Source organism: Photobacterium aquae (assembly GCF_001029445.1).
Classification (GTDB): Bacteria; Pseudomonadota; Gammaproteobacteria; order Enterobacterales; family Vibrionaceae; genus Photobacterium; species Photobacterium aquae.
Map to the genome: position 1 here is coordinate 43396 of NZ_LDOT01000027.1, position 25719 is coordinate 69114.

At 49.5% G+C, this 25719-nt stretch carries 15 protein-coding genes; 7 read left to right on the top strand and 8 right to left on the bottom strand.

Annotation, left to right across the window (positions count from 1 at the left end; translation table 11 throughout):
* Positions 1-171: 171 nt before the first annotated feature.
* Positions 172-2259, top strand: coding sequence for a prolyl oligopeptidase family serine peptidase (locus ABT56_RS17970; protein ID WP_047880293.1), 2088 nt, complete (start codon positions 172-174; stop codon positions 2257-2259).
* A gap of 80 nt (positions 2260-2339) precedes the next feature.
* Here ABT56_RS17970 and ABT56_RS17975 read toward each other — a convergent pair whose 3' ends face one another.
* Positions 2340-3059, bottom strand: a complete 720-nt coding sequence (locus tag ABT56_RS17975) for a hypothetical protein (RefSeq protein WP_157037897.1) — start codon at positions 3057-3059, stop codon at positions 2340-2342.
* Between the two features lie 493 nt (positions 3060-3552).
* Positions 3553-4164: a LysE family translocator gene (locus tag ABT56_RS17980; protein WP_047880295.1), complete on the bottom strand. Its 612-nt coding sequence runs from the start codon at positions 4162-4164 to the stop codon at positions 3553-3555.
* Between the two features lie 123 nt (positions 4165-4287).
* Here ABT56_RS17980 and ABT56_RS17985 point away from each other — a divergent pair, with 123 nt between their 5' ends.
* Positions 4288-5289, top strand: a complete 1002-nt coding sequence (locus ABT56_RS17985; protein ID WP_240478350.1) for a GlxA family transcriptional regulator — start codon at positions 4288-4290, stop codon at positions 5287-5289.
* On the opposite strand, the gene ABT56_RS17990 is transcribed toward ABT56_RS17985, so the two are convergent.
* From ABT56_RS17990 to ABT56_RS18000, 3 genes are all read right to left on the bottom strand, one after another.
* Positions 5286-6842: a cryptochrome/photolyase family protein gene (locus ABT56_RS17990; protein ID WP_047880296.1), complete on the bottom strand. Its 1557-nt coding sequence runs from the start codon at positions 6840-6842 to the stop codon at positions 5286-5288. The genes ABT56_RS17985 and ABT56_RS17990 overlap by 4 nt on opposite strands.
* Positions 6843-6900: 58 nt before the next feature.
* Positions 6901-8211: a DASH family cryptochrome gene (locus ABT56_RS17995; protein WP_047880297.1), complete on the bottom strand. Its 1311-nt coding sequence runs from the start codon at positions 8209-8211 to the stop codon at positions 6901-6903.
* A gap of 191 nt (positions 8212-8402) precedes the next feature.
* Entirely contained in the window at positions 8403-9125 is a 723-nt protein-coding gene (locus ABT56_RS18000) for a GntR family transcriptional regulator (protein WP_205626102.1), read from the bottom strand.
* A 319-nt stretch (positions 9126-9444) separates the two neighbouring features.
* Here ABT56_RS18000 and mngA point away from each other — a divergent pair, with 319 nt between their 5' ends.
* From mngA to ABT56_RS18015, 3 genes are all read left to right on the top strand, one after another.
* Positions 9445-11385 carry a PTS 2-O-a-mannosyl-D-glycerate transporter subunit IIABC gene (mngA, locus tag ABT56_RS18005; RefSeq protein ID WP_047880299.1) on the top strand — a complete coding sequence of 647 codons (1941 nt, stop codon included), beginning with the start codon at positions 9445-9447 and terminating at the stop codon, positions 11383-11385.
* 139 nt (positions 11386-11524) lie between these two features.
* Positions 11525-14173: a mannosylglycerate hydrolase gene (gene mngB, locus ABT56_RS18010; RefSeq protein ID WP_047880300.1), complete on the top strand. Its 2649-nt coding sequence runs from the start codon at positions 11525-11527 to the stop codon at positions 14171-14173.
* Positions 14174-14861: 688 nt separating this feature from the next.
* Positions 14862-20138, top strand: coding sequence for an SslE/AcfD family lipoprotein zinc metalloprotease (locus tag ABT56_RS18015; protein ID WP_053062542.1), 5277 nt, complete (start codon positions 14862-14864; stop codon positions 20136-20138).
* A 99-nt stretch (positions 20139-20237) separates the two neighbouring features.
* Here ABT56_RS18015 and ABT56_RS24540 read toward each other — a convergent pair whose 3' ends face one another.
* Complete coding sequence (locus ABT56_RS24540; protein ID WP_240478351.1) at positions 20238-20783, bottom strand: EamA family transporter; 546 nt, start codon at positions 20781-20783, stop codon at positions 20238-20240.
* 70 nt (positions 20784-20853) lie between these two features.
* A complete protein-coding gene (locus tag ABT56_RS24545; protein WP_053062544.1) occupies positions 20854-21159 on the bottom strand; it encodes a hypothetical protein in 306 nt (101 codons plus the stop codon).
* A 186-nt stretch (positions 21160-21345) separates the two neighbouring features.
* On the opposite strand from ABT56_RS24545, the gene ABT56_RS18025 reads away from it, so the two are divergent.
* Positions 21346-22272, top strand: a complete 927-nt coding sequence (locus ABT56_RS18025) for a LysR substrate-binding domain-containing protein (protein WP_047880301.1) — start codon at positions 21346-21348, stop codon at positions 22270-22272.
* Between the two features lie 87 nt (positions 22273-22359).
* On the opposite strand, the gene ABT56_RS18030 is transcribed toward ABT56_RS18025, so the two are convergent.
* The gene (locus ABT56_RS18030; protein WP_047880302.1) at positions 22360-24087 is read right to left on the bottom strand and encodes a chitinase; all 1728 of its coding nucleotides are present in this window, start codon (positions 24085-24087) and stop codon (positions 22360-22362) included.
* A gap of 709 nt (positions 24088-24796) precedes the next feature.
* Between ABT56_RS18030 and ABT56_RS18035 the strand changes: the two genes are divergently transcribed.
* A complete protein-coding gene (locus ABT56_RS18035) occupies positions 24797-25405 on the top strand; it encodes a sugar O-acetyltransferase (RefSeq protein ID WP_047880303.1) in 609 nt (202 codons plus the stop codon).
* Positions 25406-25719: the final 314 nt, after the last annotated feature.

Here is a 25719-nt window from a genome sequence, read left to right on the forward strand (position 1 = left end):
TGGCGCTGAGAGAGTATTATTTTCATTGCGGTTCACAATAGCGAAGCTTGGGTATAGAGTGTCTAGATAGCTCTAACTTATTGTAATTATTATTACTGATGGTTGCCTGATGTCTTTCGGGCGCGATATTGTCTAATCAAAAGAGCTTTAGACCAAGGGAGATGAATTTTTATGGGGACATACAAAACACTGCTGGCAGCCAGCATCGCGATGCTGGGAGCTGGCGGAGCGGTATCTGCCGAGCAGGACCCGTTTTTGTGGCTTGAAGAAGTCGAAAGTGAGCAAGCCTTGAGCTGGGTTAAGCAGCAAAACGGTGTCACTCAGGCTTATCTCCAAAAGGGCGACAACTACCAGCAGGTTTTTGAGGACTCTCTGGCTATTCTCAATGCCGAAGACAAACTGGCCTATCCGCGTCTTTTAGGGGGGTATTACTATAATTTTTGGCAAGATAGCGATCATGTCAAAGGCATCTACCGCCGAACGTCACCGGAGGAATACCGCAAGCCGAACCCGAAATGGGAAACGGTGATCGACGTTGACGCACTGGCCAAGGCGGAGAAGACCGACTGGGTCTACAAGGGGATGGAATGCCTTGAGCCTGATAATACCCGCTGTTTGGTATCGCTGTCTCGTGGAGGCGCCGATGCTACGGTAGTGCGTGAGTTTGACCTGTCCAGCAAGCGCTTTGTCACCGATGGCTTTGTTCTGCCCGAAGCGAAATCTCAAGTTAGCTGGTTCGATCACAATCATTTGCTGGTGGCTACCGACTACGGGGAAGGTAGTCTGACGGACTCGGGTTATCCTCGTCAGGTTAAATTGTGGCGTCGAGATACTCAATTGGCCGAGGCCAAGCCGCTCTATGAAGGTGCCGTCGAGTCGGTATCTGCCTCGGGCTACACACTGCATGACCGTCATGGCCAGATTGCGTTGATCCGAGAGGGCACCAGTTTTTATACCAGCAAGAACTTCCTTCTTGATGAGAAGCAGCAGCTTCATGCTTTGGCGATCCCGGACGATGCGACGGTGGGCGGGTATTTCGATGGCAAGCTGTTCTTCCAGCTCAAGTCCGATACCGAGAATTACGGCCAGACGCTGGTTCAGGGCAGTATTGTGTATGCGCCGGTGGACGAGCTGATCAAAGAGAAGCCGAGATACCAAAAATTTGTGGCACCGACGCCCCATGCGAGTATTGAGGGGCTGCATTTTACCGCCAATCACATCTTGGTGACTTGGCTGGAGGATGTGACCAGCAAGTTAGCGATCTATTCCCCTGCCAAGGACGGGGGATGGCAAGCCAAGCAACTTCCCCTTGGGGATAACGGCAGCCTTTATGCGTTCAATGCCAATTCCCAGAGTGATCATTTCTTTATCGATTACTCGAGCTTTTTGTTGCCAGCCAGCATCTATGACGTGGACGCTGAAACGGCACAAGTGTCCTTGTTGAAATCAGCTCCGGCTAAGTTTGCCGCCGACGATATGGTGAGCGAGCAGTTCTTTGCTACATCCAAGGATGGGACCAAGGTACCGTATTTTGTGATCCACAAAAAAGCGCTCAAGCTTGATGGCAACAACCCGACATTGCTATACGGCTACGGTGGGTTTGAGGTCAGCCTAACTCCTTATTACAGCGCCATTATCGGCAAGAATTGGTTGGAAAAAGGCGGTGTCTATGTGCTGGCCAATATTCGCGGGGGCGGTGAGTATGGCCCTGCATGGCATCGGGCCGCACTCAAGCATCATCGCCATAAGGCGTATGAGGACTTTGAGGCGATTGCCGAGGATCTGATAGCCCGTAAGATAACCAGTCCCGCACACCTTGGTATTCAGGGAGGGAGCAATGGTGGGTTGCTGATGGGAGCTGCGGTAACACGCCGCCCAGACTTGTATAACGCCGTTGTCTGTCAAGTTCCGCTACTGGACATGAAACGCTTCCATAAGTTGTTGGCCGGGGCGAGCTGGATGGCTGAGTATGGCGATCCGGATCTGGCTTCCGATTGGGATTACCTGAAGACCTACTCTCCTTATCACAATGTCCATAAGGAGACGGCATACCCGAAAGTGCTGTTTACGACTTCGACGCGTGATGATCGAGTTCATCCTGCCCATGCCCGTAAGATGGTTGCCTTGATGCAGGCACAAGGCCATGACGTGCTCTATTACGAAAACCTCGAAGGTGGGCATGCCGGAGCGTCAAATAACAATACGCGCGCAGAGATGTACTCGCAAATCTACAGTTACTTGTACGATCGCTTGATGTAAGGTCGATAGCTGATAGCTGAAAAGCCACCGTTTTTGACGGTGGCTTTTTTATTACGCTATCGTGGTGCGCGGAGTGATCGCTAAGAGCAGACAAACCATGAGGTCGAAGCCGCGGTGATATAGGCTTGCTCGTGCCACGGTACTAATTCCTGTGCTGGGGCGGTGCGCAGATCCCCTTTGTATTTTTGGCTGACGAGCGCCCGGATGATTCCATTCTGGCTGGATTGCACTTGGCCGCGGTAGGTATAGCCATAAGGCGAACCTGGTGGTTTGTCGAAAATACAGACGGTTGCCCCAGGATTGGCACTGATATAGAGGCTTTCTTCGCTAACCACGGCTGGAGCTGGTTGGGCGGGAGGGGCCTGATGCAAGGTGCCGGCTTCGGCTGGCGGAACGAGCAGGCGTTCTGCACCATAGGGCTCATAGCCGAGCACTTGAGCCGCCTCGAACCATTCCTCACCGTTATGGTGGGTATTTTCGATGGTTTTTAAGGTAACGAATGGGCCATCAAGGCAGAGATCTGCCCATAGGTCGGTACTGGAAATCCGCGCATAGAAGATAGGCTGCTCGTCATAGGTGTTGGCATTGCTTACGCACCATGTCCCCGTTCCTTGGTGGATCAGCTGTCCTTGATTGATATTACAGACATTTTTTGCAAGCGTTTGGTATTCGACGACATCATGCTCGGCCTGTTGCGGGTTGTCCGAACAGTAGCGGTAGGTGAACGTGAACTCGCTTTTTGGGTAGAAAATCCCCTTGTCGACCACTGCACCGTTGCGGCGGGTTTCATTGAAAGTCACGAAACTTTGAGTGGTATCGTAAAAGCTATATTCGCTGGGTGTGCGCGGGGCATGAGAGGTTGTCCCACAGCCAACAACAAGCAGGGGCAGTAACGGTAAATATAGGGACGATCGTATCTTCTTTATAAAAAACATAGGCTACCTGTTACACACCGTTTAGAGGGCTAATCGGTGCTATCACTGTGAACCAACACGAGGGTAAGTATAAGTCCTGCAAGGCTCAGCGATGAGTAATCGAACCGCTGTGGCAAAAATGAAACAGTGTCGGTCATGCTGGTATGAAGTGTGGGGAGCATAAAGAGGCAGGGGGTAAAACGCATTAGGATGAAGGTAAGGGGGGATCGATTTGGCAGGTGTTTCCCAAAAAAAGTTGTAAACAATGAGCAAAAGAGCGTGTTTTGGGGAAATGGTAGGAGATATAGGTGGGGGGCAGGACAGCGGTTGTTCCTGTTCCGAATGTTCCGTACCGCTGCCTGCCAAATAGGTGGATATATTATTGGGTCAGCGGCAAGCTGGCCCCTAGCAATGCAAATAAACTGCCGCATCCTTGGTTAAAACGACGTCCGCTCTTTTCAAGCCAAGGCCTTAGGCGGGTGGCGGCGCTGGCGACCATGAACTCAACCAAGAATTCCATAACGGCATAGGTGGAGGCCATGATTAAAAACTGCATCAGGAGAGGTTGGCCCTGATTGATAAACTGCGGCAGGAAGGCGCCGAAGAACAGCAGTACTTTGGGGTTGGCGATGGCCGAGAGGAATCCCTGCCGGAAGCGGGCAGCGTTGCTCAACTGGTGGGATGAATCAAGCTTGCCAATCGCAATACCCGGCGAGCGCCAAAGTTGGATACCGAGGTAAATCAGGTAGGCCCCGCCCAGCCATTTGCACACGGTCAGAATATGGGCAGAGGCTTGCATCAACGAGCCGATACCAATCATCGAAAGGGCAATAACAATCATAAAACCGCTGACACCGCCGCTGATGGTGGCGAGCGTTTTGCGGCGGCCGTATATGGCACCGTGGCTCAGAGCCAGCAGCACGTTGGGGCCCGGTGCAAAGGCCAGCCCGGTAACGGCGAAGAGGTAAATAAGCCAGCTTTCGAAACTCATTGATATTCCTGTTGGTTATATTTCGAAGGCAGCAGTATAGCGATTGAGAAATGGATGTATGTGGTCTTATTTGGAATAGATAAGGTATTATTTAGACATTATTGACTATGTTGATCACCTCTTGTGTCTGAATATCCGAACTTGCCGCTATCCCCTGATGTCCGTTTTTTGCTGTTGCCTCTGCCAGCTTTTAATATGCTGCCCTTTGCCGGGTTCCTCGATAAATTGCGCTTTTCGGCCGACGAGGAAGATTTCAGCCGTCAGCGATATTGCAGTTGGGATATTGCCAGCTTGCACCGTGGGGCGTTGGCGTCCAGTAGTGGGGCGGTAATAGATGTCAGTACGAGTATCATTGATGTTGATTTGGAACATTATGATTATTTGGTGCTATTTGGCAGCCGCAATGCCCAGCAGTGTATGGAGTATGTCGATGATTACCGTGCTTTTCTGCGCCGTGCCGCGGTGAAAAATCTCAAGCTGGTGGCGATCGACAATGCCAGTTTTCTGTTGGCGGCTGCAGGGCTGCTTGAACGATGTCAGGTTGCGGTTCATTGGCGCCATGCCCGGGAGTTTGCCTCCTTTTTCCCGGCTATCGAGGTCAAACAGGATCAGTTGTTTTGCATTGATGGTAAGCGGATTACATGTGCCGGGGGGACGGCGGCGATTGAATTGGCCGCGGAGCTATTGGCTGTTCATTGCGGCCGTGAGCGAGCATTTAAGGGGCTGGCCGATATGTTGGTGGATGAGGCCAGAGACTCGCATCATCACCTGCGTTCATTGGATAAAGACAAATTGGCAATACAGGGAGGGAGTCGCCATGTGGCACGGGCGATCGGATTGATGCGTCAGTCTCTATCAGGTACGGAGACTATCGACGTGCTGGGCGAGACACTGGGTTTGGGACGGCGGCAACTCGATCGGTTGTTTATGGCCCAGCATGGTGTGACGGCCAAGGCGTACTGGCAGACAATGAAGCTCGATCACGCCCAATGGCGTCTGCGCAATAGTAGCAATAGCCTTGGAACAATTGCAGAAGAGATCGGTATCTCTGATGTGAGTTATTTTTGCCGGGTGTTCAAGCGTCATTTCGGGCTATCGCCGGGTGAGTATCGCCGCCGTGGTTAGAGGTTCTCAATATTGGCAATGAGCTGCTTGGCATGGTCAAGAACAGCCTGTCGCTCGTCTTCACGTTTGTTGTCCCAGCTTCGGTAGATAACCGCCGTTCTGGGATTGGCGGCAATTCGCCGCTGGTGGCGGTCGAGAAAGTGCCAATAGAGACTGTTGAAAGGGCATGAGTCCGGCTCGGTCTTGGTTTTGGGGTTATAGTGGCAACCGGTGCAGTAGTCGCTCATTTTGTTGATATAGTTGCCGCTGGCTGCATAGGGTTTGGTGGCGATCAGGCCGCCATCGGCGAACAGGGCCATGCCTCGTGTATTGGGCATTTCTACCCACTCAATTGCATCGATGTAGATCCCCAAATACCAGTGGTCGACCTGATCCGGATCGATGCCCGTGAGTAGGCAAAAATTGCCGGTGACCATCAGGCGCTGGATATGATGGGCATAGGACATAGCCAGTGATTGTGTGATAGCGGCTGCCATGCAGGCCATTTTTGTCTTCCCGTCCCAGAAAAAATCGGGAAGTTTGCGCTTGGCTTCCAGCGCATTGAGCGTAGGGTAGAGTGGCATGTTGGCCCAGTACATACCACGGATATATTCACGCCAGCCAAGGATCTGGCGAACAAATCCTTCGATTTGCGCAAGGTTGATATCGTCATTTTCCCTGTAGGCAGCAATCGCTGAGTCAATGACCTCGCGGGGATGGAGAATTTTGCTGTTCAGGGCGAAGGATAACCGCGAATGGTAGAGGCTCCAGCTGTGCGGCGATTGCGCGGTCATGGCATCTTGAAACCGGCCAAAGCTGGCGAGTTGGTGCTGGCAGAAATAGGCCAGCAGCGAGCGGGCCTGTTGGCGGCTTGTCGGCCACAGGAGCTGCGGGGTCGCCGTGCCGATAGTAGCAACCTTGTGCCGTCGAAGCCGCTGAAGGATGGGCTCGCAGTTGTCTGCAAATTGTAGCGGGGGCGGGATCGCCTCAATATCTTTGGCCTTCAGTGTTTGGCGGTTTTCTTTGTCGTAGTTCCATTTCCCCCCTTCGGGCTTGTCCCCGGCCATCAATATCCCGTGCGTCTTGCGCATCCTGCGGTAGAAATGCTCCATGACGACGGCTTTACCTGCCGGAAACTGTTTGGTGATCTCGGAAAAGGGCAGTAGGAAATGCTCGCTGTCCACTTCGCGCAATTGTGTGCCCTCTGGCAGTAACAGGTTGCGAAGCTGTGTGAACAAACGGTATTCGTCGGGGCGTTGGAATTCGACTTGGCGAATATGGTGCTTGTCAACGAGCTGGTTTAGGAGGGCCGGAAGCGTAGGTGTTTGGGCCGTGTCATCTAAGGTCAGGTGTAGGACATTGTGCCCGGCTTGCTCTAGTGCCTTGGTAAATTGTGCCATGGCCATAAAGAATGCACAGATTTTTTGGACATGGTGGACAACATAGCCTGTCTCTTGGTGGAGCTCGGCAACAAGGTAGACGACGCCCGGATCGTTGGTTTGGTACCAGCTATGGGACGCATTGAGCTGGTCACCGAGTATAAGGCGCAGGGTATGGTAGTGATCGCAACGCATTTCCGATCCTTTGTTAGTTTATTCGTGCAGGTATAGAACGTTGTGCGAGTTTGGCGTCTCAGTATATTGGCCAGTCTGCCGCGTCAACCGAGTCCATGCCGCCGTCATGTTTGTTTCCTTGCCAGCTACGGATGAAACGCTGCTCGGGATCATATTGGGCGGTTTGTTTGTCGAGGTTGAAGCGGCGGTGCTCTCGGGGATCGGCCCCTACACCAGCAAGGTACTGCCAATTGCCCCAATTTGATGCCAGATCATAGTCAATCAGATGCTGCTCGAAATAACCTGCGCCATAGCGCCAGTCAAGTTCGAGCTCATTGACTAGGCAGCTGGCGACAAGTTGCCTGCCGCGGTTGGACATGAATCCGGTCTGGCGTAGCTGGTTCATGCAGGCATTGACGATGGGATAAGGGGTGTTGCCCTCGCACCAGCGACGAAAACGCTCTGGGTAGAAGGCGGTATGGGGACGGCGGTTTCTGATCCCGGCAAAGTGGTACATTTTGGTTCCGTAGCAGTGGGCATACCACTGGAAGTATTCCCGCCATAGTAGTTCGAATTTAATCCATCCGGTTGAGTCATTGGCCCCATGTTGATGCTCGTAGTTTTCCAGTACGCGAATAATGGTGTGGGGAGACAGACAGCCCAAAGCCAGCCAGGGGGAAAACTTGGTGGAGTAGTCCCAGCCGTCAAGCTGGTTGCGGGTGATTTTGTAGTTGCGAGGTTTGTCGGATGCGAAATAGTGTTTGATATGCTCCAGCCCGGCAAGCTCTCCTCCGGTGAAGGGATTATCGTGGCGTGAATTGAGCATGGGGCTTACCACATCATAATCATTGATGCTTTTGATCGCTGGCGGCATACGGGTGATTGATGAGAGTGGATTGCGAATAGGGATATCGTCGACTTGGCGGCGAAAGGCTGAAAAAGTTTCAGGTAATTCTTTAATATCAAAGGGTAATTCGGTGCGGTCGAACAGAGTATGGCCAGCAACCTGACGAAAAACGAGAAAAGGATAGCGCCCTTGTAGTGTTTGCCATATCCGGTTCTCATAGATGCCGGCATGTTCGCTGCTGTAGACAGCAGATACGCTAAATTGGCTGATGAGTTGCGGTAAAATATCCAAAGGGTGTTCGAGAAGCACATGAAGAACTTGGCCGTAGCTATGAAGCTGTTCTCGCAGGGAATCAAGAGATTGTAGGAGAAACTGCTGGCGGGCATAGCCGAGTTGTGTCATTCGGTAAGGGTATTGGTTGGCGTTGCCCGGGGGGAGGCAGTAAACACAGATGAGATGGTCTACTTCTTCGCAGGCAAGGGAGAAGGCCGGGTTGTCATGTAGTCTCAAATCATTTTGAAACAAATAGATGCCTGTCGCCATTGTGCTTCCTCGCTCTGCTAAATGTCGCCCCTGTATTATGTGTGCAGGGCATCGGCCAAGTCCGTTACCGCTAACTATAGTCCATCATTTAATTTGATTATTTGGAATTGGTATTTGTGTGGTGAGCGTTTGTGTGGGGATGTGAATCAGCAATAGCAATAGCAATAGGCGGGTCGGATCCCGCCGGGCATTTAGTAGTGATGGGTACGCTTGGCCACCAAGGTAAATTTGTAGTCGGATGACTTGAAGTAGTTGCGGCTATATTCGAATACGGTCCCATCCACCAAGTAGCCTTTGGTAATCTTCTCTATGATGGGCTGGTCAGCCGGTATGCCAAGCTGGTTGACGACCTCTTCCGGTGGCAGAACGGGGATAATTTCCTGTTCGCTGCGGTCGATGATCATTTTCTTTTTCCCTTCGATAAACTCATATTTTGAGCCTTGCATGACCTCATAGCTGAGATCAGGAAAGAGCGACAGCGGCATCCAGGTTTCTTCAAGCGTGACTGGATTATCGTCGATAAAGCGTACCCGTTTGACATAGAAAATACGGTCCAGCTCCGTGATTTCGAGCGCTTCGGCAATCTGCAGTGATGGCGTGGTAATTTCAAAACTCAGAATATCGCTGTGGGTCTTGACGTTCAGGTGGCTCAGCTTTTCATAGAAACTTGAGTACTGGTACATGTCGTAGTCGACTTTGGTTTCTTTCACATAAGTACCGCTTCCCTGAATACTCTCGAGGACATTTTGTTCGATGAGTAACTTCAGTGCCTGACGCACGGTAACGCGGCTGACCGAGAATTGCTCGCGCAGCTGGGCTTCTGTCGGCAGGGCTTCCCCAGGTTTGTAGTCACCGGCTTGGATCTGTTCCTTTATTGCATCAGCAATTTGGCGGTACATAGGAAGGCGTGCCACATGCTTCTCCTCTGGCAAGGCAATTTGGTGTTGCGCTGTTTATAGTTATACCCATGTTGGAAATATCTGAGAAAGTCGGGCTCAAATCATCTAGTTGCTTGGACGGCAAGGGTATTTGTCGGGTGATTTTACCTTTTTTTGCCTGCTGGGCAAAGTTGTCATATACAAACAGATGTAAAATGATAATACAACATAGATACATATCTTGAGGGAATTGTGAAAGCTGTCACGGATCATCTTGTGGTAATACGTATTATATTTGTATTAATACAACTAAGGGCGGAGTTAGCCCGTAAAAACGACGGTACTGAGGATGACCATGAAACTGACTACCCTTACCCACCAGTCATTGATTGATATTCAAACGGTGTTTGCCAGCCGTGAAGAAGCAATCTTTGCACTGGCCGATAAACTTGACCGGCACGGCAAGCTACATGACAAACAGGCTTACTTAGAAGCGGTATTTGCCCGCGAATCCCAAGGCCCAACGGCTCTTGGTGAGGGGCTTGCTGTTCCGCATGGTAAGACTGATGCCGTAAAGGAAGCGGGCTTTGCGGTTGCGACTCTTAAGCAGGATCTCAAGTGGCAGGGGATTGATGAAGACGAGGAGGAAGATGTCAACCTGGTCTTTTTGATTGCGATTCCAAATGCCGAAGCGGGCTCCACCCATATGCATCTTCTGACAGAGCTGACAACCACGCTGGTGGATGACGACATTCGTGAGGCTGTGCTCAATGCCCAGTCTGCCGAAGAGCTCATGTCTTTGCTTGACCGTAATGAAGAAGTGTCAGAAGAACAAGACAACATAAATACAAATTTGGATGCGCCGACGATTGTCTGTGTGACGGCGTGTCCTGCGGGTATTGCCCATACCTATATGGCGGCAGAGTACCTAGAGAAGGCCGGCAAGAAGATGGGGATCAATGTCCATGTCGAGAAGCAAGGAGCCAATGGTATCGAGGGGCGTTTGACCACAGAGCAGTTAAACAATGCCGTGGCCGTGGTTTTCTCCGCCGAAGTGGCGATTAAGGAAGTGGAACGTTTCTCAGGTATTCCTCGGGTCGAAACACCGGTAGCTGAGCCGATCCGCCATGCTGAGCGTATTTTGAATGATGCACTGGAAGCCTCCAAGCGTGGGCGAAGCGCTGATCGCGTCGCGGCAACGGAGGACAAGCCGAAAAAAGTCCCGCTCAAAACCGAATTGAAACAAGCACTATTAAGCGGCATTTCGTTTGCTGTGCCGTTGATCGTCGCAGGTGGCACCGTTTTGGCCGTTGCCGTTTTGCTGGCTCAAATATTTGATCTGCAGGAGCTGTACGCCACTGATGGTTCGTGGCTCAACATGTACCGAAAACTCGGCGGGGGGCTGCTTGGCACCTTGATGGTTCCGGTGTTGGCAGCCTATACGGCCTACTCGTTGGCCGACAAGCCGGCTTTGGGCCCGGGCTTTGCGGCGGGTCTTGCTGCCAATATGATTGGTTCGGGTTTCCTTGGCGGCGTTGTCGGTGGCCTGCTCGCCGGTTACGTGATGCGCTGGGTAAAGGAGAACGTTCGCCTGAGCCCTGCTTTTAACGGTTTTCTTACGTTCTATCTCTATCCGGTGATCGGTACCTTGGTGGTCGGTAGCCTGATGTTGTTTGTGATCGGTAAGCCGGTAGCGATGCTAAATCAAGGCCTGACAGATTGGCTTAATGGCTTGTCTGGCTCTAATGCCCTGTTGCTGGGGGCTATTATCGGTGTCTTCGTTTCGTTCGATCTTGGCGGTCCGGTTAACAAAGCGGCTTATGCGTTTTGCCTTGGCGCAATGGCCAATGGTGTATATGGCCCCTATGCCATTTTCGGTTCGGTAAAGATGGTTTCTGCCTTTACGGTGACAGCATCGACGATGTTGGCTCCGCGTCTGTTCAAGGATTTTGAGATTGAAACGGGCAAGTCAACGTGGCTGCTTGGTTTGGCAGGGATCACCGAAGGCGCAATTCCGATGGCAATTGAAGATCCTATCCGGGTGATTGGCTCTTTCTTGGCGGGCTCTATGGTGACAGGTGCCATTGTTGGAGCGGCGGGTATCGGACTGTCAACGCCGGGTGCAGGTATTTTCTCTATGTTCCTGTTGCATGACGCCGGTATTGGCAGCGTGATGGCGGCGGGTATCTGGCTGGGCGCAGCATTGATTGGAGCGGTAATTTCCACAGTAACGCTTATCGGTTGGCGGGCCCATGCTGCAAAAAAGGGTACGTTTAAAGTGACCGCTGAAGCGTAATCGCAGACAAGATTCAAACAACGATTATTAGATTTTACGTCACAGTATCGATTCCATCGACGTCTCGGTGACACCCTAGCTTTGCCGGGTGAAGTAGATTGCGCCCGGCAGTGACAAGACATTTATTAGGTACATCATTATGGCTATTTCTCGCGTTCATATTACTCCTCACATGCATTGGGACCGTGAGTGGTATTTCACTACCGAAGAATCCCGTATTTTGCTGGTGAACAACATGGAAGAAATCCTGACCCGGCTGGAGTCGGATCCGGATTACAAGTTTTATGTGCTGGATGGCCAAACGGCAGTGTTAGAAGATTATTTTGCCATTATGCCGCAAAACAAAGCGCGGGTTCGCGAACAAGTGCAGGCGGGCAAGTTGATCATTGGTCCTTGGTATTCGCAGACTGACACCATGCAGGTCTCTGGCGAGTCGATTGTTCGCAATATGATGTATGGAATGCGTGACTGCCTGAGCTTTGGCGAGCCGATGAAAATCGGTTACCTGCCTGATTCGTTTTCGATGAGTGCGCAATTGCCGATGATTTATAACGGCTTTGGCATTGATCGGGCGATGTTCTGGCGTGGTTGTTCTGAGCGCCATGGTACCGATAAAACAGAATTTGTCTGGCAGAGCAATGATGGCAGCGAGGTAACGGCTCAGGTATTGCCGTTGGGGTATGCCATTGGTAAATACTTGCCGCAAGACGAGGAGGGATTGCGTGATCGACTGGATAAATATTTCCCGGTATTGGAAAAGCCATCGGTGACCAAGGATATTTTGTTGCCGAATGGCCATGATCAGATGCCGATTCAGGAAAATATTTTCGAGGTCATGGACAAACTGCGCGAGATTTACCCTGAGCGTGAGTTTGTCATGAGCCGTTATGAGGAGGTCTTTGAGCGTATTGAGGCTATGCGTGATCAGCTCGATACCGTTAAAGGCGAATTCAATGATGGCAAGTACATGCGAGTTCACCGCACGATTTCGTCAACCCGTATGGATATTAAGCTTATTCATGCTGAAGTTGAGAATAAGATCGTTAATATTCTTGAGCCGCTGGCATCTATTGCTTGGACGCTGGGTTTTGATTACCACCATGGCCTGATTGAGAAGATGTGGAAAGAGAGCATGAAGAACCATGCCCATGACTCCATTGGCTGCTGTTGCTCAGACAAGGTTCATGCCGAGATCCTTGGCCGTTACATTCTGGCTGATGATATGGCGACGAACCTGATTAACTTCTATAAGCGCAAGATTGTCGATCATATGCCGGACCGTGACGGCTGCGACAAATTAGCCCTGTTTAACCTATCGCCTTACGCCCGTGATGAGGTGGTAAATACGACAATTACGATTCGCGCCCAGTCGTTTAGCCTGTTCGACGAGCATGGCAGTGAAGTGGAGTATTTCATCCAGGATCAACGTGTGATTGACCCGGGTAAAATAGACCGCCAAATTGTTCATTACGGCAATTATGATCCTTTTGTTGAATACGATATCCAGATTAAGCATCCGGTTCCGGCGATGGGTTTCACCACCTTGCATATTGAAGGCCACCGCAAGGGGCTTCAGAAGGTTGCCGAACATAAAGAGTACCTGCTGGAAAATGAGTTTTATCGGATCAATGTGAATGATAACGGCACCTTGACTATTTTCGACAAGGAGACGCAGCAGACATTTGATCAGGTCTTGCGCTTGGAAGAGGGATCCGACGACGGTGACGAATATGATTACTCGCCGTCCCGCAAGGAATGGCTGATTTATTCTGACGAGTTTGTGGCACAGACAAACATCAAACATGAGGGATTCCAGTCAGTTGCCAGTATCAAGCTGCGGATGGATGTACCGAATAACCTGCAGGCACGTGAGGAGCGTACTAACCAGGATGGCTATGTCGATGTGGATTGTCAGGTTGTATTGAAAGCCGGCTCTCGCAGGATTGAAGTGCGGATGGTGCTGGACAACCAAGCTGATGACCACCGGGTGCGAGTTTTGGTTCCGACACCGTTTGTGTCTGAAACGGTTGTTGCCGATAACCAGTTTGGCTTGATCACACGCCCGGTTGATGATCCAGAAATGGCAAATTGGGAGCAGGATGGTTGGAAAGAAGCGCCAGTGCCTGTTTATCAGTTGATGAATTTCGCTGCGTTGGAAAATGAAACGGGCGGGATGGCTGTGATGAGTAACGGTTTGCGTGAGTTCGAGGTTATTTCCTCTAAGGATAATGGTGAGCGGGATACCTTGGCTTTGACATTGTTGCGTGGTGTAGGGGTATTGGGCAAGGAAGAACTGCTGCTGCGTCCTGGCCGTCCTTCGGGGATCAAGATCCCGACACCGGATTCACAGGTGCGCGGCAAGCTGGTTTGCGAATTTAGCCTGTATGGTTTTGCCGGTAGTCATATTGAAGCCAATGTGATGGCTGCCGCTCGAGATAATGTTACGCCAATCGCATGCTACAACAAGATCCCTTACAACGCGATGAAGCTCAATGTTGGGGAAAAGAATTTGCCGTTAACCTTCTCCTTGTTGGAAAAGAATATGGAAGGGTCAGTGCTGAGTGTCCTTAAAAAGGCTGAAGACGAAGATGCCTTGATTATGCGAGTTTACAACCCGGATGAGCAGGGAGTTATTAGCGATGCTATCCGATTCTCTCGTCCTATTACGGAATGGGTTGAAACGGGAATGGATGAAATTGTGCGTCATGGGGATGAGTATAAACCGGGGGATTGTGGCGAGTTGCGAGCCTGTCAGGCCAAAACTTTCCGGGTGAGGTTTACGGATTAAGATAAAATTCCAACTATCGTAGTAATAGTCATATTTGCTAACAAAAATAAACAGGCAAAGAGACTGTTTTTGAATCTAGACGCCACCGAATAGGGTGGCGTTTTTTTCTCTCAGAAAGGCGGTGCTTAAATATTGAGCTATGCATTTGTGTTATGAATAATGGTTGTATTGATCTTGGTTCAAAATATAGCAAGTTCAATGATGATATTTTTTTATCGAACTAATAAGCGCGTGATTGATTTATAGTCGATTTATTGGCACGGTCGAGATTAATTATTATGGTTTTGTTTTTATGATTTTGATTTTAAAGATATATTTTTGGTTGCGATGACGTATCTTTGACAGTGCTTTGTATGATTATTACCAATGAGTGAGGGGCGGTAATAGAAAGGTTGTACATAGCTAACCGCTATGCGGCAGAGCTTATATTGCAAAACAGCATAAAAGGTTATACTTGGAAAGTTTAAAATGTTCTTTAAAGACAAGTATCCATTTAGCGTATGACACTATCATCCTGATATGTTGATTCGTTAGTTTATATTTCTTCATTATTCTTCATAACTGTTTTGAAATGAATTAGCGTTGCTGTGAAATGGTTATATAAACATTCACTGCGATAGTGCTGTGCTACGTGTTACTTGTCTTCGAATAATTACAATTTTCCTTGAATAAGAATAAAGCTCAACGTATGCATAAGAAGTTAATACTATCGACGCTGGTCACATTAGCCCTGGCCGGCTGTCAAGATGATAGCAACCATACATCAGGGCCTGATATTCCCGTTATCCCTGAATCAAATAACCATGCGCCAAGTATTTCATCCATTTCTGAGGTGAAATTGCTTGTGGGTGAAACAAAAGAGATACAGATCCAAGCTGCAGATAAAGACGGTGATGTATTGCAATATGCCTTGGATGGTAATCCGACCTGGGCGAAAATAAATCAAAGCGGCATGCTAACACTATCTCCGTCAGCGGAAGATAGCGGTACATATACATTTGCCATTACGGTATCTGACGGCAAAGTAGTTTCCAAAGCGAATGTTGTCGTTAAAGTTTCCATATCGATGACGCCAGTTGATCCGGATGCGGTAAATCACGCACCGGTGATCTCGCCGTTATCTAATGTGCATCTTGTTACGGGGCAAAGCCATAAGGTGCAAGTTAGCGCATCGGATAAAGATGGTGACGAGCTGACTTACGTATTGGAAGGAGACCAGAACTGGGCCTCTATTGACCAGAACGGAACACTTAAGTTATTCCCTCAGGCGAACAATACCGGTACTCACAGATTTACCGTTTCCGTATCGGACGGTTCAATGTCTGCCAATACTAGCATGTTGGTAACAGTATCCGACTCCACGATGCCAGACAATAACCATGCACCGGTGATCACGCCAATGCCTGACGTGGTGCTTAAAGCTGGAGAGACTGTTGAGCAACAAGTTACCGCAACAGATGCGGACGATGATCCACTAACCTTTACATTGAGTGGTAACCCAAGTTGGGTGGTAATCGACAACAAGGGTATGTTGACGCTGAAGCCGACTGAAGAGCATGTCGGTACGGTACATTTTTTTGTTATCGTATCAGATGGTTATCTGTCGCAAGAAGCTACGGTGCGAGTAACCGTACAGCAGCCTATGCTGCCTGTATTCCCAATTCAAACCTACGAAGGTTCTTTGCTTTCTTCTGGCAAGGTGATCAGTGGTGACGTGTCCTGTAATGGCGAGTCACTGCAAAATGGCAAGTTCATGATCAAGCAAGGCACGCCATTTACCTGTGATTTTGGCGGCACGACGCTCGGTGAGTTTACCGCGCCGTTTCCTAACTATGATGAAGAATTTAAAGACGAGATTGTTCCTACCTCTTTTGATATCAAAGAGCAAAAAGGTGGGAAGATCGGTGAAAACGCGACCAAGGTATTGAGTAGCATTAGCACTTGTGATGATACTCAAGTGATCTGCTTGGATGAGTTCTATGAGCTGGATATTGCTGCAGTCTATAGCCAACTTGAGAAGCAGAAGGAAGTTGATGACTTCTTGAAAGCTCAAGAGGCAAAAGCGACTGATGAAATCGGCAAAGCGCCGAGTTCACATGTCGACAACAATATCGTGCCAGCAGTATCGGGCGGTAGTAATGACCTCAACAGTGGGTTTGTCTCTTCTGCGGCTGAAGCAAGCCTTGCCTATAAACCAAGTGCTGAAGCCAAAGTACTGACCACCAGTGTATTGACTGATGCAAACGGTATGCCATTAAGCGGCATTAGCTTTTTCTCGGCGAACTCGGTCGGTGTAACCAACGAAAGTGGTGAATTTGAATACCTGTGGGGCGATAAGATTTCCTTCGGTATCGACACCTTTGAATTTGGCAGTGTTACGGGCAACAAGATCGATTTCAAACTAACGGATGTGACCGATAACCCTGTTGCTAAGGCTAACATCCAAGCGCTCTTGAACCGTTATGGAACGGACAACGGCAATACGTTGGTGATCAGTGACAAGGTGAAGAATACATTTGCCCTGTATCCTAACGTGATCAATGAGCTGATTAACCTCAATTTGCCAAATGGCGGTAAGCTGGAAGGAACGGAGTTCCTGCTGCCGGATGAATTTGAAGCGCAGTTTAGTCATGGTTTGACCGCCATTATTGATGCGGAGCTACGCAAACCGATGCGTTTACTTCGTTCGGCATCAAACGTCTTCAACCTTAATGATGGCGCGTATGTGACCAATTCGCTGAATGCGATTTTTAAAGGGGTGACCAGTTTCCACGTCTTTAATGATAACAGCAGCTTCTATGGTGCGACGGGGTATACCCGCGGTATGCGTGCGTTGAACCTGTCAAACGAAGCGTTCCCTGTGATGATGCCGCGTACCGACATCAACCGTGAACTGCCTTTCGGTGAAAAGCAGGCATGGACTCGTGAAGGCAAACCGTATTTGGCTGCATTCCCTGGCTTTGAAATGACGGAAATTCCGACCGTTTCAAAAGACAATGCGACCTATGGCTTCCCGTTTGTAACGGCGGGTCTGCTGGGTAAAGGTAAAGTTGTCTTTATGGGCAACAGTATGTACCCAAGTATTTTGTCTTGTCCTGAGAATTACTGGGCCGACAATCAGCTGCGTATTGATAGTGCCAACAAGTCGTGTACAACGGCGATTGATATGGTCAATGACCCGCAAGATGATCACGGCAGCATGAAGCGCTTCTTTGATAACTTGTTTGCATGGTTTGCCCCTGGGGCAGATGGCCTGCCAGTCAATGTGGCGACCAATATCGAGACCGCAACGGCAGCTCGTCGCCATTTGGGGAGCGGCCAGCCGTATGATTTCTTTATCAGTCCGGATTACGGCTTAGGCACAGTCACCCCGTTGGCGAAAGACGGTTTTGCTGGCTTGTCAGCGAAAGATACGCCAATTTTGATCCTACAAGCCTACCAGACCCGCACCTTGGGTGATGGTATGACGGTGCGCTTTATTGCGGACACCGAAAACCCGAACTTGAGCCAGGACGATATCACCGCATTGATCCGCTACATCAATGAAGGCGGTAATGTGCTGTTTATGGATGCCATTGACGGCAATGCCAACCCAGAGCCAATTGGCCGCTTGGCCGATGCCGTAGGTGTTTCATTGGGCGGCAGCAATGTCACGCCGACCAATCAGGCATTCTGTGGGTCTTCATACTATTGCCAGACTATGTATCCGAATCTGCATGTATCAAGTCAGTATGATTTGGTGGTACTTGAGCGTTTCCCTGATGTAAACGGCAAACCGCCATTTACTGTCGTTGAGGGGGAAAATGGCAAAGGTGTGGTTCAGTGGGCTCCGCCGGTCGATATGCCGGATTTGGAAGTGCCAAAATATGACTGGCCGCGTCTAGATGCAAACGGTAACCCTGTTCTGGATAAGAATGGCGTGCCAATTGTTGATAACAAGTACGCTCACCATTTCGTGAAGAGCGAAGCGGAGAAGCTTGAGAAAATCAAAGAGCTTCAAGAAGCGTTCCCGGGTACGCCTGTTTGTACCCACAGTTACGAGTATGAGTTTAACTGTATTGAAACGCGTAAAGGTGACGGTGTTCCGGTATTTGGTAACTACCACCGTGCGAATTTCGACCGCTATGAAATGAGCCCGGATGTGGTGACCAGCATGGTCAAGGCGGCCAACTTGGGCAGTAACGTGACGGCGTTGATGGAGCATGAGTTGTACTACCGTACTAAGGGTAAGCAAGGTACACGACTATCAACAGTAGAGTTGAACCAGACTTACGACAACTTGTCTGTATGGCTGTGGAACGATAACCAGTACGCTTACAACCCTCTGGTTCAAGATGAGCTTGGGTTTAAAACCTTGGTGGATATGCTGAACTGCTATACCAACAATGCGCATGGTGGCGGACTAACTTGTTCTGATGAGTTAGCGAGCAAGTTGATTGAGCATGGAATGATCCATAGTGAGGGTGAATTGGCAGGCCAAATGAACCCGAGTTACCCACTGAATTATATGGAAAAGCCGCTGACACGTATCATGCTTGGCCGTTCGTTCTGGGATCATGACATTGTGGTTGATACCACGAAGTATCCGGGGCGTACGAGTGGTTCGGGCACTGCAGGTTCAGCTCTGATCGAAACATCTGGTAGGGCAGTAACCTTCTCGGCCGGCAATAATCAGTCGACGGGTTTCTGGGCTCCTCAGTTGCAAGAAGTGACCGTGGATGGTGGCGTGAAGGCGACCATTACGGTGATGATGGCGGATGATCTGACCGGTAAGCCGCAGCATGAGACCCGCTTGAACCGTCCGCCGCGTATGCAGATGAGTTTTGCCCACGATGGTAGTTCAACGTCGTTCAAAGTACCGTACGGCGGTCTGATCACCATTAAACCGCATGAAGTAGCGGCTGGGGGGAACACTCAGGTTACCTTTACACTTAGTGGTGTAGAGCGTGCGGCATGGTGGAAAGATGGTGCATGGATCCATTCACCAGCGGAGGCAACGGCCCCGATTGCAGAAGTGGATACCGGAACATTTATCTATACTACGGCAATCAATAACGTTCGAACGGCAGATTTGGCTAAGTTTAGCCAGGAGATGAACCGTTTTGCGAATGCTGCTAGTGATTTCTATGGGCGTGATGAGGTAACCGAGAATGGTATGCACCGTCGCTTTACTTACGATGGCCTAAAAGACTTCCGCCATCGTTTTGTGAACGATGTGCAGATCTCGATTGGTGCCGCTCACTCGGGTTATCCTGTGATGAACAGCTCCTTTAATGCTCAATCAACGACGATTCCGACCAATGCGGTGGATGATTGGTTGCTATGGCATGAGGTTGGACATAACTTGGCAGCAGCGCCGTTTAGCGTGGCGGGTTCGACTGAAGTGACCAATAATATTCTTGCGCTATACATGCAAGAATTGGAAGGCCGAAATGACAATCCAGAAATGGATCGCATTAAATTTGATATTCAGAAGGCCCCACAATGGCTGAGTAGCAACAGTGGCCATGCATGGGCACATGGTGATGCGGGCATGCGTTTGGTGATGTTTGGTCAGTTGAAGGTATGGGCTGAAACCCACTTCAAGATCGATGATTGGTATACCGAAGCGGCTAGCAAACCAACCATCTATAACCAAGATGAAGGTTGGAACATGTTTAAGCTGATGCACCGTAAAGCACGTGGCGATGTACAGGGTGATAACGGTATTAACTACTGTAGCGCAAGTGATACGAAGCTTTCCGGCGAAGATTTGCTGATGGTATGTGCATCGCACGTATCTGGCTACGATTTGAGTGACTTCTTCACGCAGTGGAACGCCGGTGAGTCCAGTTCAACCAGCGCCGATGGCACGAAGACGTATTCAGGTGGTGTTGTTGAGAGCAGACTTGGTCTAAATATGCTTAATACTATGAAGCTACCAAAACCTGATTCAGGTCCGGAGTCGGTTAGCCAATTACGGTAATGCTGTTTAACGTTCAATAATATGAACAGAGCAAAACGGGGTTCTTTGGAGCCCCGTTTTTTTGTATCTCAGGAATGGCATTTTTCGATCACGTCAGCATTACGCCATACGCTGAGCTTGCCGCTTCTGCCAGCGCGGGATGACGGTGTTGCTGAGGTTGGCAAGAACAATCAGACTCAGCCCCAGTATTTTATCCAGACCGAAATCGGTATCGAAAAAAGCCAATTGCCAGATTAGTGCAAAGATAAGATTGGTGAAAATCAAGGGGGCAAGTTGTGAGCCTGTTTCCGCCAGCCGATAGGCCATGGATCTGAACATCTGGGTGCTGACAATGCTCAGGGTCAAGATAATCAGAAAGGCGATTGTCGCGGCTAGGTTATAAGGGCTATCAGGCAAGATGGTTGAGCCGCTACTGACGGTGTGGAATGTCGCGAAGGGCAGCAGGATGATGGCTGCCAGCATAAAACACCATCCGTTTAGGGCTGCGGGCGGGATGCCGGATTTTGCTCCCTGAAATAGGGTGACCTGCGACAAGGCATTGAATAAGCCAGCGGCAATACCGATAAACAATTCCGGCCGCAGTGAAAAACCTACAGGGCTTCCGGCTTGGAGAATGACACCAGTAAAAGTCAGGCAGAGGTTCAATAGCGTGAGGCAATGAAAGGGAGTTTTGTATAAGAGTTTTTCTAACAACGGGATAAAAAGTGGCCCGGTGCTAAATAGCAACAACGCTTTCTACGAGTGTGAGATGACGAAGGGCGATGAGAAAACAGATTTGACTCCCCACAACGCATAGGGCTCGGATGACAATTGGGCGGGATGATGTTTTGTCAGGAAGGGCCCAGCCGCTGATCCTCAGCAGGCCTAGCATTATGGCTGCAGGAAGAAAAAAACGCAGGAAACCGAGCGTTTCTGTGGCAAAGCTCTCACTGAGTAGTTTTCCCATCAATCCATTGAGTGAGAGGCTGAATGTCGATACCAGCATAAATAGAGTCGGTCGAAGATTGCTGGGCTGGGGCATGGTGCATTATTCCTCATAGAGTGTTCGATATGGGCTGTCGCGTTAGCTGATTTTTTTCCGCTGTTTTACAGGTGCTAGTTGAGGTGCTGTGACATTATCAATGTCATCAGTGTAGGAAGCTTGAGCCTTTGAAAAAAGCGAGTAATACTGACTAAATATGTTAGAAAAACTTACAGGTTATCAAGGGTGAGAAAGCTTGTTCCATTGAAGTCTATATATGCGTTCGTCGCGGTAGCCGAGATGGGCAGTATGACCGAGGCGGCTGCGGTGCTCAGTGTGAGTCATTCAGCGATAAGTCAATCTATAAAGATGCTGGAAACCCAGCTTGGTGTTGTTCTGTTCCGGCGGGTTGGTCGCCGTGTCGAGTTGAATAATGATGGTCGCCGGTATTACCGGAAGGTGGCGCCAGCTTTGACACAGATAGTCGAGGCCAGCGAGTCTTTGGCTCGGCGTCGCCATGGCAACCGTCTTACGCTAAATATGGTGAATACACTGGCGCTCCATTGGTGGATCCCCAGGGTTTCGGATTTTCAGCAGTATGCCCCGGATATAGATGTCCGTATATCTAACATTATCCATACCTTCGATCTTGAACTAGAGGGGGTGGACGTCGCTCTTTTGCATGGTGATGTGAATGATTGGCAAGATTATTATTGTGAGAAACTGGGCGACGATCAGTTGATTATGGTGTGTAGTCCCTATTTGCTTGAGGAGGCTGCACAACGTAATCCTCTATCCAATGGAAGCCCCCCTTCTCCAGATACCCTGCTGGCTCGTTATCCTGCTATTTTTGCAACCAATCCCCGCCGTCAAAATGATTGGCAGATATGGTGTGAGGCTTATCTGCTTCCGGTGCCAAGTCAGCAGAAAAATTTATCATTTACCTCTTCGCTGCATGCGTTACAGGCGACAGTTCGCCGTTTGGGGGTGTTGATCACCCACAAGCAGTTTGTGCGGGATGATATTCAGCATGGGATGTTAGTACAGATCGGTGAAGCGGTTTTGAATCCTTATCAGGCATTTTATTTTGTTTGCCGGCCGGAAAAGCTTCGTGAAGAGAGCATCATCGCTTTGCGAAATTGGTTCCACCGTCAATTTTCTGGTCAAGGATAGGTGCGGTGTGAGGGACTGAAACACACGATCAAAAAAGCCCTTACAACTGAGTAAGGGCTTGGTATTTATGTCTGATGCAAGCAAACCTTATTTACAAGGTACTTCATTCCAGAACCAGTTGCTGGCTGTTGGTGATTCCCATACGCCAGGGTTGTTCTTGGCAACGAAGCATTTGCCGCCATTGGTAACCATATCGCCATTGCTGACTTTGGTCTGGCCTGCAACCCATTCAGTGACGCCTGCTGGTGGCTCTGGATTCACTGGCGGTTCAACCGGTGGTTCTACAGGCGGTTCCGGATTTACAGGTGGCTCAACGGGTGGTTCAGGGTTTACCGGTGGCTCAACTGGAGGGGTTGTCCCTGAAATTTGTTTCCATGGGCCACCTTGGGTTGGCTCGTTGCCTTGAGTCCACCACTTGGCTTCGTAGTTGCCGCCCTTATAGCTGACTTTGTCCCCACCGGTGTAAACTTTGGTCGCTTCCCAAGCTGGGAATTCACCTGGTTCAGGGTCTGGATCTGGGTTTGGACCAGGGCCAGGACCTGGGCCCGGTGGGACATCATCAACGACACGTACATCAGGCCAGCTGATTTGGGCATCGTAAACGTCAGTGACACACTTCTCGTAGTCGCCTTTTACCAATGCCGAGTAGGCTGTCTGGTAACCAACGAGCTTACACTCGAAAGATACGCCGCCAGGACGGTCGGAGTGGTATTTGTAATCGGCTTCCCAGTTGGTGTAAAGCACATCGGTTGCGCCGTTCAGGTTGAGGCTGCCGTAAGGCGTTTGCTGCCAACAGGTGTTGACTTCATCAGGCTCAACAGGGATCTGGTAGTGGCTCTGCAAACCTTCCCAGTAGCGAATACGGTTAACGGGTTGGCCTTTGTCTTTGTTTTGCTCGCCACACTCGATACCACCGTTGATCACGTTGATTGTGGTACCGAAGCCGAACCCAATACCTGCATCTTTTTCACGCTGTGATGGTGTCCAAGTACGGTCGATAACGTGCAGCATTGCTGGCTTTGGAGCCTGCGGAGTCAGGAAGAACCAGATTGCCGAAGCGAGGTTCAGCCAAGAGTCGGCCACTAAGCCCGGGTTATTCAGCAGTACGGTCGCATCGCCATCGTACATGGCTTCGGAGAATGCGCCGTAGTTGAAGTGGTAAGACAGCTGCTTGGCACCGCGGCCGAAGTAGCCTTGGCCGTCAGCACATGGCCACTTGCGGTTTTGCCAGTCGTTGCCGCCACAGCCGGTGGTATAGCCCGGTTGGCCTTCAGACCAGCCCATTTCACGAACGTGAACCAAGGCTTGCTGCCATTCTTCAAGACCCTTAGGGTTGTCCCAATGGTTGTCTACGGCAATGTGGCCGCCTGTTTCTTGGGCAAAGTGGGCAAAGGCTGTGATGATAGACTTTTTACAGATGGCATCGGCATCTCGACCATCGGTGTAATCGCCACAAAAAGCAGGGAACTTACCAATAGCGCGAAGGAAGCGGGTATAGGTGTATTCCGGTGCAGCCATGTCGGTCAGGAATTTCCACTCGGTTTCAGGGAATACCTTTTCGGCGCGGATAACGTTAGACGGGTTCGAGGCTAAGCCTGGCAAAATGGCTTCGACTTTATTGTTTGGCAGTGTTTCCAATGCTTTTGCCCAGACCGCGTACATTGGATCGGCTGTTTTGGCTTTTTCAGCCGCTTCGATGTCGGCGCGAGGGATGATGTAGCCACCTGGATTCTCAGGGTCTGGCTGAATGTTCATCGCAAAGCTGTTGGCGGCAAGGGTGCAACCAACAACGGCGACTAGGCGTTTTAGTTTCATAAGAGTATTCCCTTAACGAGCATTTAAGACCTTTTTGATGTGCTACCACCTTCGTGGCTGACTAATGTTGACAACTAGAACTCTTTTCTTTTTCGGTTCTTAAAAAAAGTGTGTGTAAACGAAGCCAGTAGGCAGCGCACATCGTACGTTACCGCCTAAATATATAGCAATTTGCATTGGGTGATTGCTGGGACTAAGGTCACTTAAAATTCTGCCAAGTGGCCATTCTTCGTGGTAATTCGCTAAATAACCTTTGTTTGGTTTGTTCTGTTAGTTAAATATCTTGATATTTCGTACGTTGGCACTTGCGAGTGGAAAAGCGGGCTTTTTTAAGGAAATTGAATAAGTGCGAGGAAGCTCTTTGTGTTGTGGAAATCTTGACAGAAGGCGACATTGATTTTTTAACGGTGATTCCAATGTTTATCTTTACGGGTCGCTCGGAATAGGTGATTGAGCGTTATTGATACCTTTTGTAAAAAGAAAAATCGGAGTTGCTCTGTTATATCGGTGTAAATGTCGGTACCTGCCATAAACGATCATGCTGTCTCACCGAATGTGACCGCTTTTGTTTTTTTACCATATAAATATCGGAAAAAGAGGTATCTATTGACGTTGTCATGAATAATGTTTCACCGCAAATAGTGACAATTTTGCCAATAGGCAGAGGCTGGCTTGCTAGGTCAGGGAAGAAAACAAGGTATTGAGGTGTATGACAGTGCAGACTGAAAAACAAAAAATGATCACAGGCCAGAAGTATCAAGCTTGGGATGAGGAGTTGATGCAAGATCGGATGCGGGCAAAAAAATTGTGTTTTTCCCTCAACCAGACTTGCCCTACAGAGAGGCCTGCGCGTCAGGCGCTGATTAATGAACTGCTAACACAGCCTTGTGATGCTTGGGTCGAATCGCCATTTAACTGCGATTATGGTTACAACATCAAAGTGGGCAGCGGTTTTTATGCCAATCATGGCTGCACTATTTTGGATTGCGCGCCTATTACTATAGGCAATAATTGCTTGTTGGCCCCCGGGGTGGTGATTGCAACGGCAGGACATCCGTTGGATCCTGTTGAGCGGGCTTCTGGCGAGGAGTTCGCCAAGGCCATTACGATAGGTAATAATGTGTGGTTGGGGGCCAATGTCACTGTTTGTCCAGGTGTGACGATTGGTGACAATGTCGTGGTAGGGGCTGGTAGTGTCGTGACTAAGGACTTGCCGCCAAATACGGTGTGTGTTGGTGTTCCTGCTAAGGCTGTACGGGTATTGACGCCGGACTCAGATAAGTTATCACTTCTGTCTTCAGCCAGTGTAGCTATCTGAAAAATAAAAGAACTATGCAAGGAAGGGTGAAATTTAACCTAGTTTTTGATGTTGTTGAGGCGAATTATGCGACACATCACAAAATCGCTAGTGATTATAGTTTTATCCTTTAATTAACGGACTTTATCGAGATAATAAATCTACCTTGTTAGTTAATTCACGGTAGATATAACTATGCTAGAGCTTCTTTTCCCATTTATTTTTCTAACCACAGTGGTGGGGTTTAGCTTGTGGGGTTGGTGGCAGGCACTGCGGACTGTGTTTCATTTCTGAGTGATTGTTCGCTTGCCGTATAGTGTTACCACTTGAAGATG